The sequence below is a fragment of the Streptomyces sp. JLSY215 genome (assembly GCF_059682825.1).
In genome coordinates, this window is sequence record NZ_CM185022.1 from 3,474,738 (window position 1) to 3,488,585 (window position 13,848).

The following is a 13,848-nucleotide window of genomic DNA, read 5'->3' on the forward strand; positions in this document are numbered from 1 at the left end:
CCGCTTTTCGCCAGGGTGGCACGCCCCGGAGCACGCCAAAGGGCGCCCGCCCCACGGATGGCGGACGCCCTTCGGGCTGGTCGGAGTACCGACCGGGGTGCTAGGAGGCCTTGGCCTTCGGCTTGTCGCCGGAGTCGGCGGCCGCCGGGGCGGGGGCCGGCTTGGCAGCCTCGTAGAACTCCTCGCGGGGGTTCTCCATGGCGCCGAGCGAGACGACCTCGCGCTTGAGGAACATGGCCAGCGTCCAGTCGGCGAAGACCCGGATCTTGCGGTTGAACGTCGGCATCGCCATGCCGTGGTACGCGCGGTGCATGTACCAGGCGAGACGGCCCTTGAGCTTGATCTTCATCTTGCCCATGACGATCATCGCGACGCCCTTGTGCAGGCCCAGACCGGCGACCGCACCCTTGTTGGCGTGGCTGTACTCCTTCTGCGGGAAGCCCCGCATACCGGAGATCACGTTGTCGCCGAGGACCTTGGACTGCCGCAGCGCGTGCTGCGCGTTCGGCGGGCACCAGGCGTTCTCGTTGCCGGCCCGGCGGCCGACCATGTCCGGAACCTGGGCGTTGTCGCCCGCGGCCCAGATGTAGTCGGTGCCCTGCACCTGGAGCGTCGCCTGGGTGTCGACGTGGCCGCGCGGGCCCAGCGGCAGGCCGAAGCGGGCCAGCGCCGGGTTCGGCTTGACGCCGGCGGTCCACACGATGGTGTTGGAGTCGACCTCGAGCCCGTTGTTCAGCACGACGTGACCGTCGACGCAGGAGTCCATACCGGTCTTGAGGTAGATCTCGACACCGCGGCCCTCAAGGTGCTCCTTGCCGTAGGCGCCGAGCTTGGGGCCCACCTCGGGGAGGATCTTGTCGGCGACGTCGACCAGCAGGAAGCGCATGTCTTCGCGCTTGACGTTCTTGTAGTACTTCGCGGCATCGCGGGCCATGTCCTCGACCTCACCGATGGACTCCGCACCCGCGAAGCCACCGCCGACGAAGACGAAGGTCAGCGCCTTGCGGCGGACATCCTCGTCGGTCGTGGAGTCGGCCTTGTCCAGCTGCTCCAGAACGTGGTTGCGCAGGCCGATGGCCTCTTCCACGCCCTTCATGCCGATGCCGTTCTCGGCCAGACCGGGAATCGGGAAGGTGCGGGAGACCGCACCCATCGCGATGACCAGGTAGTCGAAGGGCAGCTCGTACGCCTCGCCGACCAGCGGGGCGATCGTGGCGACCTTGCGGTCCTGATCGATGGTGGTGACCCGGCCGGTGAGGACCTCCGCCTTGGGCAGGACGCGTCGCAGCGGGACGACGACGTGCCGAGGGGAGATGCTGCCGGCGGCGGCTTCGGGGAGGAAGGGCTGATAGGTCATGTACGACCGCGGGTCGACGACCGTGACGGTCGCCTCGCCGTAGCGCATCTTCTTGAGGATGCGCCGAGCTGCGTACAGGCCTACGTACCCACCGCCTACTACGAGGATCCTGGGACGCTCCGTGGTGCTCATGCAATCGAGTATCCACCCCCACATGGGGGGTCGCTCGTGAGCCCCTTCACAAGCACCTACGGGGTATCTGCTACACTCCGCCGGCTTCGTGACCGACGCCATAGCGTGAGTGGGGAACCACCGTGTACGGCGAGGCGTTGAGACCCCTGCTGATCAGGGATTGCGGGCTCTCGACCAGGGATGAGCACACCCCGACGAAGCATGACCGCAACGCCCTCGAAACCGCGCATCGTCCGGGTCGACGGGTCCTAGGACCTTCGAATGAGGGCCATGCGGCCAAAATCTTCAGCCCTCGGGCGGTTTTTTCATGTGAAGGATTTCACGAACTTTTTTCGCGGACCCTCTCGGCACCCCCTCCCAAAGGCCCCGAACCGCCCTCAGACGACGTCCGACCCGCTCAAAAGCCGCGTTGTCAGAGGCGGTTGCTAGCGTCATCGGAATGACGGACACGACGGGGGACCTCGAAGCGCTCATCGACCGCGCCATCGCCAAGGGCGAGGTCGACGACTACGAGCTGGAAAGCCTGGCGGAGGACGAGCCGGAGAGGCTGGCTCCCTACCTCCCCCGGCTGCTCGCCGCGGACATCGTGTACCCGACGGAGATGTACCGCGCGGCCGGCAGCGAGATACAGCGCGCCCTGGTGGCGAAGGTGGACGCGGGCGGCGGCAATCTCAACCACCTTTTGCTCGCCCTGGCCCGGACCCGCGGCCCCGTCCCCGAGGCCGCCTTCCGGCGCTGGCGGGATCAGCCGCCGCCGGGCGCGGAGGAGCTGCGCATCGGCCCGGCCGACTACATGCCGGAGGGCGGCTGGATGCTGGAGGGGGACCGGGTCCGGGAGCTGTGCGGGCCCGTCGGCTATTCCCTGGATCCCGAGGAGCCGGAGGAGGATCCCGAGGAGCCGGCGGAGGCAGCGGCGACGGCCGGGGAACAGCCCCGGGACGCGGCGGACGAACCGCCGCAGGGCCGCTGCCAGGGATGCGGCAGCGCGCTGTGGGTCGCGCTGGATCTGGACACGGCCGATGCGCGGGTCGCCGAGGCGCTGGCGCATACGGGCTGGTCGGGCCGGCTGCGGCTGGTCTTCTGTTACGCCTGCGACATCGACGCCCACCCCACCTTCATCGAGGTCGGCCCCGACGGCAGCAACCGTCTGACGGATCCCCCGCAGCCCGGCAGCCGCACACCGGAGATGGACGAGGTGCCCACCGTGCGACTGGTCCCCACCGACCACGCGGACCGCCACCCTCACAACTCCGCGATCGGCGGCCACCCCCGGTGGCGGGACGACTCCAAATACCCGACGTGTCCCAGGTGCGCCAAGGTCATGACGTATATCGCCCAGCTCGACCTGGGCGATCTCGACGCCTACGACTACGGGTCCTGCTACTTCACGGTCTTCCTGGACACCGAGTGCGGCCTGGCGGCCATGCTCTGCCAGGGCTGATCCTGCGGTGTTTCGGCAACGGCCGGAACGCTTGGGGCCGCGGCCCGTCGGTAAGGGAAGCTCCGGCGGCAGGCGGCGGCACGCCGACGCCCTCGGCGGGAAGGCTCCCACCGAGGGCGTCCGGTAGCGGGTCGGTCACTGCACCGAAGGTGCTACCCCAGCTCCTCTGCCACCTTCCAGGCGATGCCGTCCAGAATGTCGTGCTCGCTGACCACGACCTCCTTGGCGCCCACCCGTTCCATGATCGAGAGCAGCACGAGCGCGCCCGCGGCGATCACATCGACCCGGCCCGGGTGGATGACGGGGTTCGCCGCGCGCTCCGCGTGGGTGGAGGTCAGCAGGTCGCCGGTGATCTCGCGGACCTTGGCGAGGGGGATCCGGGAGTGGTGGATGGCCGCGGAGTCGTAGTCGTCGAGGCCCAGGGCGATGGCGGCGACGGTGGTGACGGAGCCGGCCAGGCCGACGAGGGTGGCGGCCTCGGTGAGGGGGACCGCTTCCTCGGCGTGGTCGAGGGCCTTGGCGATGTCGGCCTTGATGGCGGCGGTCTCGTCGGGGGTCGGCGGGTCGCTGATCGTGCCCTCGTGGACGAGGTGGCGCTCGGTCATGCGGACGCAGCCGATGTCGACGGAGCGGGCGGCGCGTACCTCGTCGTTGCCGAGGACGAATTCGGTGGAGCCGCCGCCGATGTCCACGACGAGGTAGGGCGGCGGCACATCGTCGCGGCCCGCCAGTTCCTTCGTCGCGCCGTTGTAGGAGAACTCGGCTTCCTGGTCGCCGGTGATCACCTCGGGCTCGACGCCCAGGATGTCGACCACGCCGCGGACGAAGTCATCGCGGTTCTCGGCGTCGCGGGAGGCGGAGGTGGCGACGAAGCGGAGGCGCTCGGCGCCCAGCTCCTTGATCACCGCGGCGTATTCGCGGCAGGCGGCGAAGGTGCGCTCCAGCGCCTCCGGGGCCAGCCGGCCGGTCCGGTCGACGCCCTGGCCCAGCCGGACGATCTGCATCCGGCGGTCCAGGTCGGTCAGCTCGCCGGTGGCGGGGTCCAGGTCGGCGACCAGGAGCCGGATGGAGTTCGTACCGCAGTCGATGGCGGCGACCCGCTTCACTTGGCGTCTCCTTCAGGGGCGTCCTGGGCTTCGGGGGTGTCCTGGCACGGGCTGACGCACGGGCCCTTCTTCCACCATTCCGGCAGCATGGCGATGGCCTCGTCGCCCAGCGGATTGACCCCGGGACCGGCCGCGAGCGAGTGGCCGACGAGGACGTGCAGGCACTTGACCCGGTCGGGCATGCCGCCCGCGCTCGGGAACCCCTGCAGCACCTCGATGGCGTCCCGGCGCCGGATGTAGTCCTCGTGGGCGGCGCGGTAGGCGGCGGCCAGCTCCGGGTCGGTCTTCAGCCGCTCGCTCATCTCCTTCATCACGCCGTTGGCCTCCAGCGTGCCGATCGCGGAGGCCGCGCGCGGGCAGGTGAGGTAGTAGAGCGTGGGGAAGGGCGTGCCGTCCTCCAGGCGGGGCGCCGTCTCGACGACGTCCGGCTGCCCGCAGGGACAGCGGTGCGCGATGGTGCGCAGGCCGCGCGGCGGGCGGCCGAGCTGCTCCTTGAAGGCGGCGATGTCCGCGGCGGTGGGCTCGGTGGGCTCGGTCTGGGGCGGGGCGGTGTCCATGTGCGCTTTCGGTGGGGAGAAAGTGAGGTGGGTGGGGCGAGTGGGGCGGGCGGCAAGGGGGTGTGGACTCCCCCTTATGACAGTACGGGCTGCCGCCGCCCGGCCGTACGGGCCAGGGCTCCGTGACCGTACCGGCTACCGCCTGTCCGCGGCATCGACGGCGGCCCACAGGTTCTCGTACCAGGGGCGCCGGTCCGCCCGGGGCGCCTTCTTGGCCGGGCCGGCGCCGGAGCCGTCCTGCACGATGTAGCCGGTTTCGCCGGGCATGACGAAGTGCAGATGGCGGCGGGCCTGCTGTTCGACGTAGGCCGGGTCCTGCCAGCGGGCCTTCTGGTCGCGCAGGCCGTCGAGCGTCCGGGCCGCGTGGTCGGCCTTGCGGCGCTGATCGGCGATGTCCGAGCGCTGGGAGACGTACTGCCGTATCGGGTAGGCGAGCGCGACGACCAGCGAGCACATCACGAGGGCCAGCAGCGCGGCGCGGCCGGTGAGGCGGTTGCGGCGGGGCCGGCGGGCGCGGTAGACGCGGGCGGCCGCCCCGGACTCGACAAGTGCAGTGCCGAGCGCCTTGAGCCGGGTCGCGGTCGAGAACCGGTCCGCGGGCACGTCGCCTCCCCTTCCGTCGTCCGGACGCCGTAACCACGTACGTCCCCGGCAACGGTACGGGACCGTCGCCGGGGACGCGGGGAAGAGTGCGGCACTCGGCCGTTGGCCGGGCGCCCGAGCCCTAGCCCTTGAAACGCGGGAAGGCCGAGCGGCCCGCGTACACCGCGGCGTCGTCGAGGATCTCCTCGATGCGCAGCAGCTGGTTGTACTTGGCGACGCGCTCGGAGCGGGCCGGGGCGCCGGTCTTGATCTGGCCGCAGTTGGTGGCGACGGCGAGGTCGGCGATGGTGACGTCCTCGGTCTCACCGGAGCGGTGCGACATCATGCACTTGAAGCCGTTGCGCTGGGCCAGCTCGACGGCGTCGAGGGTCTCGGTCAGCGAGCCGATCTGGTTGACCTTGACCAGGAGGGCGTTGGCGGAGTTCTCCTCGATGCCGCGGGCGAGGCGCTCGGGGTTGGTGACGAAGAGGTCGTCGCCGACGAGCTGGACCTTGGAGCCGAGCTTCTCGGTGATGACGTTCCAGCCGGCCCAGTCGTCCTCGAACAGCGGGTCCTCGATGGAGACCAGCGGGTAGGCCGCCACCAGCTCCTCGTAGTACTCGGTCATCTCGGCGGCCGAGCGGTCCTTGCCCTCGAACTGGTACTTGCCGTCCTTGTAGAACTCGGAGGCGGCGACGTCCAGCGCCAGCGCGATGTCCTGGCCGGGGGCGTAACCGGCTTCCTTGATGGCCTCGAGGATGAGGTCCAGGGCCTCGCGGTTGGAGCCCAGGTTCGGGGCGAAGCCGCCCTCGTCGCCGAGGCCGGTGGCCAGGCCCTTGGCCTTCAGGACCTTCTTGAGGGTGTGGTAGACCTCGGCGCCCCAGCGCAGCGCCTCGGAGAAGGACTCCGCGCCGATCGGGGCGATCATGAACTCCTGGATGTCCACGTTGGAGTCGGCGTGCGAGCCGCCGTTCAGGATGTTCATCATCGGGACGGGCAGGACGTGCGCGTTCGGGCCACCGAGGTAGCGGAACAGCGGCAGGTCGCTGGCCTCGGAGGCGGCGTGCGCGACGGCGAGGGAGACGCCGAGGATGGCGTTGGCGCCGAGCGAGCCCTTGTTGTCGGTGGCGTCCAGGTCGAACATCGCCTGGTCGATCAGCCGCTGCTCGGTCGCGTCGTAGCCGACGAGCTCCGGGCCGATCTGCTCGATGACGGCCAGGACGGCCTTCTCCACGCCCTTGCCCAGGTAGCGGTTCGGGTCGCCGTCGCGAAGCTCGATGGCCTCGAAGGCTCCGGTGGAGGCGCCGGACGGCACGGCGGCACGGCCCGTGCTGCCATCGTCGAGGCCGACCTCGACCTCGACCGTGGGATTACCTCGCGAGTCGAGAATTTCGCGGGCTACGACGACGTCGATGGACGGCACGTTGTCTCCTTCATGGGTGTCTGGAGTTCTGCAGCACGAGCCTAACGGCCCCGGGGAGATCCGCTCGCCGTTGGCCCGCTCCGTGGGACGAAAAGAGGCCCAGATGCCCATTTCCCGGGAGGTTTGGGCGCATTGTTCGCTGAACGGGGAAAATCGCGGGAAGCCACTGGTGGCGGGGTGCCGGTGGGCTGGCGTACGGCGGGGTGCGCGGAATGGCGTACGCGGCGGCACATGGAATGGAGAAGCCCCGCCGCGGCGCGCTGGGGGGAGTAGCGCGCCGGGCGGGGCCTGCTCGGGGAGGATGCGGGCCCATGACTCAGGCCCGCGGGAGTCCCGGTGCGGGGACGGCTCAGATGCTGAGCTTCTGGCCCGGGAAGATCAGGTTCGGGTTGCCGCCGATGACGGACTTGTTGTGGGCGTAGACCGTCTTCCAGGTGGTGCCGTGCGCCTTGGCGATCTTGGCGAGGGTGTCACCGGCCTTGACGGTGTAGTTGCCCTTGCCCTGCGGCTTCTGCGGGGCCGGCTGGGCCTGCTTCTGCTTCGGGGCGGCCTGCTGCGGGGCAGCCTTCTTCGGCGCGGGCTGGGCCTTCTTGACCTCGGCCTTGGCGGAGGTGTCGAGGTCGGGGGACGGGCCACCGGCGGTCAGGTTGCCGGCACCGGCGCAGGACCAGGCGCCCGGACCCTGGATGGCGAGGAGCTTCTCGGCGGCGGCGATCTGCTGGGCCTTGGTGGCCAGGTCGGCGCGGGCCGCGTACTGGGTGCCACCGGCGGCGGCCCAGCTGGAGTTCGAGAACTGGAGGCCGCCGTAGTAGCCGTTACCGGTGTTGATCGACCAGTTGCCGCCGGACTCGCACTGGGCGACCTTGTCCCAGGTGGCGACGGACGCGGCGGAGGCGGAGGTGGCGCCCATCAGCGGGACGGCGACGGCGGCACCGGCGACACCGGCGAGGGTGGCGATGCGGACGGCCTTGGACGGACGACGGTGCTTGCCCTTGTTCAGCATGGTTCGTTCGTTTCCTCACCGATGCCTACGAGGTGAGCTGTCGGGTTCGGGCCGTGTGAGTACCCGGCCGCGTGCACTGGACACGCGGCTTCACCCCAAGCCGGTTGACCCGCTTTCACGGGCGGGGCCGGCACTTACCTTGGGTCCCCCGCTCCTGCCTTCGGCGCTTGCGCGTCGACTGCCTGCGATCACCGGCAGGATTCGGCATGTGATCGAAGGGCCCGCTTTGGCGAGCGGTCCAGACCGTAATCAGTAATCCCCTTGGTGTTCAAACCCCACTATCTGAACCAAGTTGACCGTTTTTGATCATCGGCGGCTCATATTTCCGCAGGTGGGCCGGGGTGCGGAATCCGGCCGACGAGCCGGACGCCACACCCCGGAACGAGACGCTTGTCTCACTTTCGCCAAAAGGGACGAACTGGCGGTAACTACCCTGCCGCGTGCCCGAGATCGAGCAGCTGACCTGGGTGGATCAGGTCCGCGTCGGCCCCCACGACCTTCTCGTTGCGGTCGTAGAGCGCGGGCCAGCCGCCCGGCAGATCATGGGCCTCCGCGATGCCTGACAGGGTGTCACCGGAGCGCACCGTGTAGCCGTCGGCGGGGGCGGACGGGTCGGCTCCGGGGCGCGTACCGGGGTCCGTACGCTGCTCCTCGCCGCCGCGGGAGGCGTGGCGGCCGGCGGGCCGGTCGTCACGGTCCGCGCCCTTGCCGTCGTCGGCGCCGCTCCTGCCGCTCTTGCCGTCCTTGCCGCCCCCGCCCCCCTGGCCCTCGTCGGCGCCGCCGCGGTGCTTGCCCTTGGCGGGGGTCTCCGGCGTCGCGGGGGCACCGCGGTCGTCCGCACCGCTGCCGTCCTCGCCCTCGTGGGAGGGGGCGGACGGGTCCGCGGGGTCCGAGGCGTCGGGGGCCGACGGGGACGGCGTCGGCGTCGCCTCGTCGGAGGAGCCGCCGAAGGGGCCGTCGTCACCGAAGGGCCCGTCCTCGGGACCGTCGGAGGAGTCGTCGGCCGGGCCGGACGGATCGGCCGGGTCCGCGGTGTGCGACGGGCCGGGCCGCGGGGTGCTCGTACTGCCCGGGTCGACCTCCGGCGCGCGGCCGTCCTTGGTCAGCCCGGCGTTCACCGCGCAGCTCGGCCAGGCGTCCGGGCCGCGGTCGTCGAGGATGGATTCGGCGACGGCGATCTGCTCGGAGCGGCTGGCGAGGTCGGGGCGCGAGGCGTACGAGGTGCCGCCGTACTGCTCCCACATCTCCTGGGTCAGCTGGAGGCCGCCGTAGAAGCCGTTGCCGGAGGCCGCGCTCCACATTCCGCCGCTCTCGCACTGCGCGACCTTGTCCCAGGTCGCGGTGTCGGCGGCCTGCGCACCGCTCGCGGCGAACAGCGGCAGTGCGAGCCCGGCGCCGGTCACTCCCGCCGTGACAAAGATGGCCGGTGCCTGACGGGGGCGACGGTGTCGGCCGTTCCCGGAGCGCATGCGGTTGCCTTTCGAGCGGCGGTGGACGTGCTGGAGTTGTCTGCCGAGCCGGCCCGGTGAGGCGAACGGAGGCGACGCAGCCCAGTGGCGCGTCGAACCCGTGCGGCCAGTCGAACCCGTGGCCGATTCGGTGGGTCGAAAGGTAGCCGGGGTCACGGGTAGTCACAAGTCGGTGTAGTCGAGATCACGCAGAGGTCACGTGCCTGACGTTCCGTCACTTCGCGGTCATCGCAGGCCGGAGCCGCCGGTTCCGCACGGACCGGCCTGGGGTCCGTCGCCAAGGGCCTCCGGTCCCGCCCGCCGCCCCGGCTCCCCCGGTCAGGACCGGTCCGCGGATCCCTCCGGCGTGAACTCCACCGGCAGCGACCGCAGTCCGCGCATGATGAGCCCGCCGCGCCAGCGCAGATCGTCCGGTTCCGCGGCGAGCCGGATGTCCGGCAGCCGGGTCAGCAGCGTCGCGAGGGCGGTCTGCCCCTCCAGCCGGGCGAGCGGCGCGCCCAGGCAGTAGTGGATGCCGTGCCCGTAGCCGAGGTGCTGGTTGTCGCGCCGGGTGAGGTCGAGGACGTCCGGGTCGGCGAAGCGGGCGGGATCGCGGTCGGCGGCGGCCAGCACCACCAGGACCGGGTCCCCCTCGGCGATCCGCTGCCCGCCCAGCGTCAGCTCCTCGGTCGCGAACCGCCAGGTCGCCAGCTCCACCGGACCGTCGTACCGCAGCAGTTCCTCGATGCCGGTGGCGAGCAGATCGCTGTCGCCCGCCGCGATCGACTTCTGCAGCAGCTCGCGCTGGGCGGGGTGGCGCAGCAGCTGGTAGATGCCGTTGCCGATGAGGTTCACGGTCGTCTCGAAACCGGCGAAGAGCAGGATGAACGCCATCGCGGCGACCTCGTTCTCGGTGAGGTGCTCGCCGTGGTCGGAGGCCCGGATCAGCGCGGAGATCAGGTCCTCGTCCGGGTCCGGCCGCTCCCCGAGGACCTCGCGCTTGCGATGGATCAGCTCGGCGAGATAGCCCCGCATCTTCTTCACGGAACGCGCGACTCCGCCCCGCGGTCCCCCGCCGTGCCGGATCATCATGCCCGCCCAGTCGCGGAAGTCGTCCTGGTCCTCACGCGGTACGCCCAGCAGATCGCAGATCGCGTAGATGGGGAGCGGGAACGCGAATTCATGGATCAGGTCCGCCGCCCCGCGCTCGGCGCCGTGCTGTTTTTCGACCATGGCATCGATGAGGCGGTCGGTCAGCTCCTGTACGCGCGGGGCGAAGGCCGCGACCCGGCGCGGGGTGAACGCCTTGGAGACGAGACGGCGCAGGCGGGTGTGGTCCGGAGGATCGATGTTGAGCAGATGCGTCATGAGGTTGGCGCTGCGCTCGCCGGGGATGCCGACCTTGCCCTTGCCGTGTGCCGACTCGCTGTGGTGGACCGGGTTCTTGGAGAGCCGGGCATCGGCCAGCGCCTGGCGCGCGTCCCCGTAGCGGGTCACCAGCCAGGCCTCGACGCCGCTGGGGAGCGCGGTCCGGTGCACCGGCGCATGCTCGCGCAGCCAGGCGTACGCGGGGTACGGGTCGGCGGCGAACTCCCAGGTGAACAGCTCGGGCCGGGCGGCGGGGCAGCCGGTGGCCGGGGTGACGGGGGCGGTGGTGTCTGGCGTGTCGTGCACATCCCGACCGTAACCCGTGCCCCATACGGCGGATGCCGTCCCGTAAGCCCCCGGTTTCACCCCGGCGGCACACCCAGCCCCTCCAGGAACGCCGCGGCCGCCGGCGACGGCCCCAGGCCGCTCCACACCACCCGCTCGCTACGCTCCGGCGCCGGCCGTACGCGCACCATGGCCAGCCCCGGCAGCCCGGAGGCGATCGCCTCGGGAACCATGCCGACGCCCAGCCCCGCCCGCACCAGCTTGGCCTGGAATTCGACGGTGGTCACCTCGAACGCCACCTCCGACGTCAACCCCGCCGCCCGGAACGCGTCCTCCCGCTGGCGCCGGGCCTGCGACCCCGCCGCGTAGTCGACGAACGACTCCCGGGCCAGCCGCGACAAGGTGGTCCACTCCTGCTCGGCCAGCGGATGCCCCGGCGGCACCATCGCGACCAGTTCGCCGCGGGCCAGTTCCTTCTCCCGTACCCCCGCGATACGGGCGCCGGGCACCAGCCCGACGAAGGCGACGTCCAGCGCCCCGTCCCGCACCATCTCGATGAGCCGGTCGCTGATCTCCATCTGGAGGCTGATCCGCACCTGGGGGTAGCGGGCCCGGAAGGCGCCCAGTTCCTGCGCGAGGTCGACGGCCGCGACGGTCGAGATCGCGCCCACCGCCAGCCGCCCGCGCACCTCCCCGGTCGCCGCCTCCACCTCCGCGCGGGCCCGCTCGGCCGCCTGCAGCGCCTGCCGGGCGACGGGCACGAACGCCTCGCCCGCGGCGGTCAGCCGGACGCTCCGGCTGGTCCGGTCGAAGAGCCGCGCGCCGAGTTCCTTCTCCAGCCGGGCGACCTGATGACTGAGGGCGGACTGGACGACATGGCAGCGCTCGGCGGCGCGGGTGAAGCCGCCCGTCTCGGCGACGGCGACGACATAGCGCATCTGCTGGAGCTCCATGGGCCCGATGGTAGGCCCCATCGATCGCATTCCACGATGGATGGGATGAAAACTATGCGTTGGACTGATTGATGTGCGAGGGCGGAGGGTGGGTCCTGCCCGCCGCTTCCATGGCCTCGGGCGGTTTCCGGTACGTCAGGGGGAGGACCCGCAATGAAGCCAGGACCCGCAGGAAAGCCAACACCCGAACCCCGAGCCGGACTGGGGCACGGCACGCTGCTGCTGATGTCCACCGTCGCCGGCCTGTCCGTCGCCGGTAACTACTTCGCCCAGCCGCTGCTGGACCTCATCGGCCGCAATCTCCAGCTGTCCTCGTCCACCGCCGCCCTGGTGGTGACCGTCGCCCAGGTCGGCTACGGCCTGGGCCTGCTGCTCCTCGTCCCCCTGGGCGACCTGCTGGAACGGCGCCGGCTCGCGGTCATCCTGTGCGCGCTCACCGCCGTCTTCCTCACCGTGACGGCGAGCGCCCCCAACGCCGCCGTCCTGTTGGCGGGCACCGCGCTGACCGGCCTGACCTCCGCCGCCGCGCAGGTCATCACCCCGTTCGCCGCAACCCTGGCCGCCCCCGCCGAACGCGGCCGCACCGTCGGCACCGTGATGACCGGAATCCTCCTGGGCATTCTCCTCGCCCGTACCGCCGCCGGGCTGCTGGCCGAACTCGGCGGGTGGCGCACCGTCTACTGGGTCAACGCCGCCCTGATGCTCTTGATGGCCGTACTGCTGCGGTTCCGGCTGCCCACCCTGCGCACGCCGTCCGGACTCCGCTATCCCGCCCTGCTCGGCTCGACGCTGGGGCTCTTCGCCCGCGAGCCGGTCCTGCGGTGGCGGGCCGCGCTGGGGGCGCTGGCCTTCGCGGGCTTCTCCGTCCTGTGGACCGCCATGGCCTTCCTGATGTCCGGCCCGGCCTACGGCTGGCAGGAGTCGGCCATCGGACTGCTGGGGCTGGTCGGGGCGGCCGGTTCGCTGTCGGCGTCGATAGCGGGTCGGCTGGCGGACCGCGGGCTGGTGCACCGGGTCACGGGCGCGATGGCCGTTCTGCTCCTGGGATCGTGGGGGCTGCTGGCGGCCGGCGGAGCGGGCGGAGCGTGGTCGCTGGCGGCGCTGCTGGCCGGGGTCGTCGTCCTGGACCTGGCCGCGCAGGGGCTCCACGTCAGCAACCAGAACGTGGTGTACGGGGTGCGGCCCGAGGCCCGTAACCGCCTCAACTCGGCCTATATGACCAGCTACTTCGCGGGCGGTGCGGCGGGGTCGGCGCTGACGTCGGTGGTGTGGGCGGCCGGAGGCTGGGACACGGTGTGCATCCTGGGCGCCGGGCTGGCGGGGGCCCTTGTGCTGGTGTGGGTCGGCGAGCGGATGTGGATGCGCGCCGGGCGCCCGTCGGCTGACGGGGGTGTGGTGGCCGGTTCCGCGGCCGCACCGGCGACGACCGCCGACCCGGTCACCGAGCAGTGACCTGGCCCCACACGGTGTACCCCTTGCCGGACCGCAACCACCCCCACCGCTTCGTCAGCGCCTCCACCATCACCAGCCCCCGCCCGCACTCCTCGTCCGGCTTCGCCTGAACGGCCGCCTCGCCCCGGCCCTCATCCGTCACCCTGACCCCGGCCGTCCGGCCATCGTCGGACCGCGTCAACCCCACGACGACGAACCGGCTCACGGTGTGCTCCAACGCATTGGCCACCAGCTCCCCCGCGACCGCCTCCAGCGCCTCCGCCGCCTCCGCGGGCAACCCCCACGCCCGCGCCACCTCCCGCACGAACCGCCGGGCGACACCCCCAGAGGCGAGGTCATTCCCGGGAACGGACAGCACGCTCACCCCTCTGGTAACGCCCGCACCCTCGCGCTCATCGTCACCGTCCGCCGGGGCGAGGCGGACCCCCCGGCTCTCGGCAATGACCAACGCGTCACCCAACGCATCCGCCAACTGCCCGGCCAGCAGCCCGAACCCCGACCGCACCCCTGGACCCCCCTCCTCCAACATGCCCCGCACCTGCCCCAACAGCCGCCCGGCGAGCGCCAGTTGAATGGCCTCGATCCGATCCGCAATCCGGGACACCGGACCACTCCCGTCCGTCGAGACGTACGCGGGCCGACCGTCCGCACACGTCCGCGGCAGCAATCGCATCCCCGGGTCGTCGCTGTTCACCGCGCTGCCCCCGTCACTTGAAGGCACCGCGCCCGCCACTCCTGACG

General features: G+C 71.4%; 12 protein-coding genes and 1 riboswitch. Of the genes, 2 read left to right on the forward strand and 10 right to left on the reverse strand.

What is annotated here, in order from left to right:
* Nucleotides 1-100 precede the first annotated feature (100 nt).
* A complete protein-coding gene (locus tag AC5677_RS15380; RefSeq protein WP_497195602.1) occupies nt 101-1,489 on the reverse strand; it encodes an NAD(P)/FAD-dependent oxidoreductase in 1,389 nt (462 codons plus the stop codon).
* 439 nt (nt 1,490-1,928) lie between these two features.
* On the opposite strand from AC5677_RS15380, the gene AC5677_RS15385 reads away from it, so the two are divergent.
* Entirely contained in the window at nt 1,929-2,930 is a 1,002-nt protein-coding gene (locus tag AC5677_RS15385) for a hypothetical protein (protein WP_497195603.1), read from the forward strand.
* Between the two features lie 152 nt (nt 2,931-3,082).
* Here the strand turns inward: AC5677_RS15385 and AC5677_RS15390 are convergent, their stop codons facing one another.
* The 8 genes from AC5677_RS15390 to AC5677_RS15425 all read right to left on the reverse strand — a co-directional run bounded on the left by AC5677_RS15390 (nt 3,083) and on the right by AC5677_RS15425 (nt 11,655).
* The gene (locus tag AC5677_RS15390; RefSeq protein WP_497195604.1) at nt 3,083-4,036 is read right to left on the reverse strand and encodes a Ppx/GppA phosphatase family protein; all 954 of its coding nucleotides are present in this window, start codon (nt 4,034-4,036) and stop codon (nt 3,083-3,085) included.
* Nucleotides 4,033-4,593, reverse strand: a complete 561-nt coding sequence (locus tag AC5677_RS15395; protein WP_497195605.1) for a DUF501 domain-containing protein — start codon at nt 4,591-4,593, stop codon at nt 4,033-4,035. The genes AC5677_RS15390 and AC5677_RS15395 overlap by 4 nt, the downstream gene beginning before the upstream one ends.
* A 135-nt stretch (nt 4,594-4,728) precedes the next feature.
* Complete coding sequence (locus tag AC5677_RS15400; RefSeq protein WP_497195606.1) at nt 4,729-5,196, reverse strand: FtsB family cell division protein; 468 nt, start codon at nt 5,194-5,196, stop codon at nt 4,729-4,731.
* Between the two features lie 121 nt (nt 5,197-5,317).
* Nucleotides 5,318-6,598 carry a phosphopyruvate hydratase gene (gene eno / locus AC5677_RS15405; protein WP_497195607.1) on the reverse strand — a complete coding sequence of 427 codons (1,281 nt, stop codon included), beginning with the start codon at nt 6,596-6,598 and terminating at the stop codon, nt 5,318-5,320.
* A gap of 349 nt (nt 6,599-6,947) precedes the next feature.
* Nucleotides 6,948-7,601, reverse strand: a complete 654-nt coding sequence (locus AC5677_RS15410; protein WP_497195608.1) for a transglycosylase family protein — start codon at nt 7,599-7,601, stop codon at nt 6,948-6,950.
* 7 nt (nt 7,602-7,608) lie between these two features.
* Nucleotides 7,609-7,777: riboswitch (cyclic di-AMP (ydaO/yuaA leader) on the reverse strand.
* Between the two features lie 252 nt (nt 7,778-8,029).
* On the reverse strand, nt 8,030-9,004 hold the full coding sequence (locus AC5677_RS15415; protein ID WP_497195609.1) for a transglycosylase family protein: 975 nt from the start codon (nt 9,002-9,004) through the stop codon (nt 8,030-8,032).
* Between the two features lie 384 nt (nt 9,005-9,388).
* On the reverse strand, nt 9,389-10,723 hold the full coding sequence (locus tag AC5677_RS15420; protein WP_497195610.1) for a cytochrome P450 family protein: 1,335 nt from the start codon (nt 10,721-10,723) through the stop codon (nt 9,389-9,391).
* Between the two features lie 56 nt (nt 10,724-10,779).
* Nucleotides 10,780-11,655: a LysR family transcriptional regulator gene (locus AC5677_RS15425; RefSeq protein WP_497195611.1), complete on the reverse strand. Its 876-nt coding sequence runs from the start codon at nt 11,653-11,655 to the stop codon at nt 10,780-10,782.
* 153 nt (nt 11,656-11,808) lie between these two features.
* Between AC5677_RS15425 and AC5677_RS15430 the strand changes: the two genes are divergently transcribed.
* Entirely contained in the window at nt 11,809-13,107 is a 1,299-nt protein-coding gene (locus AC5677_RS15430) for an MFS transporter (protein ID WP_497195612.1), read from the forward strand.
* On the opposite strand, the gene AC5677_RS15435 is transcribed toward AC5677_RS15430, so the two are convergent.
* The gene (locus AC5677_RS15435; protein WP_497195613.1) at nt 13,094-13,711 is read right to left on the reverse strand and encodes an ATP-binding protein; all 618 of its coding nucleotides are present in this window, start codon (nt 13,709-13,711) and stop codon (nt 13,094-13,096) included. The genes AC5677_RS15430 and AC5677_RS15435 overlap by 14 nt on opposite strands.
* Nucleotides 13,712-13,848: the final 137 nt, after the last annotated feature.

Bases quoted from the DNA above. Each gene is read 5' to 3' on its own strand.
- AC5677_RS15380 (WP_497195602.1), bottom strand. From the start codon at position 1,489: ATGAGCACCACGGAGCGTCCCAGGATCCTCGTAGTAGGCGGTGGGTAC.
- AC5677_RS15385 (WP_497195603.1), top strand. From the start codon at position 1,929: ATGACGGACACGACGGGGGACCTCGAAGCGCTCATCGACCGCGCCATC.
- AC5677_RS15395 (WP_497195605.1), bottom strand. From the start codon at position 4,593: ATGGACACCGCCCCGCCCCAGACCGAGCCCACCGAGCCCACCGCCGCG.
- AC5677_RS15410 (WP_497195608.1), bottom strand. From the start codon at position 7,601: ATGCTGAACAAGGGCAAGCACCGTCGTCCGTCCAAGGCCGTCCGCATC.
- AC5677_RS15425 (WP_497195611.1), bottom strand. From the start codon at position 11,655: ATGGAGCTCCAGCAGATGCGCTATGTCGTCGCCGTCGCCGAGACGGGC.
- AC5677_RS15430 (WP_497195612.1), top strand. From the start codon at position 11,809: ATGAAGCCAGGACCCGCAGGAAAGCCAACACCCGAACCCCGAGCCGGA.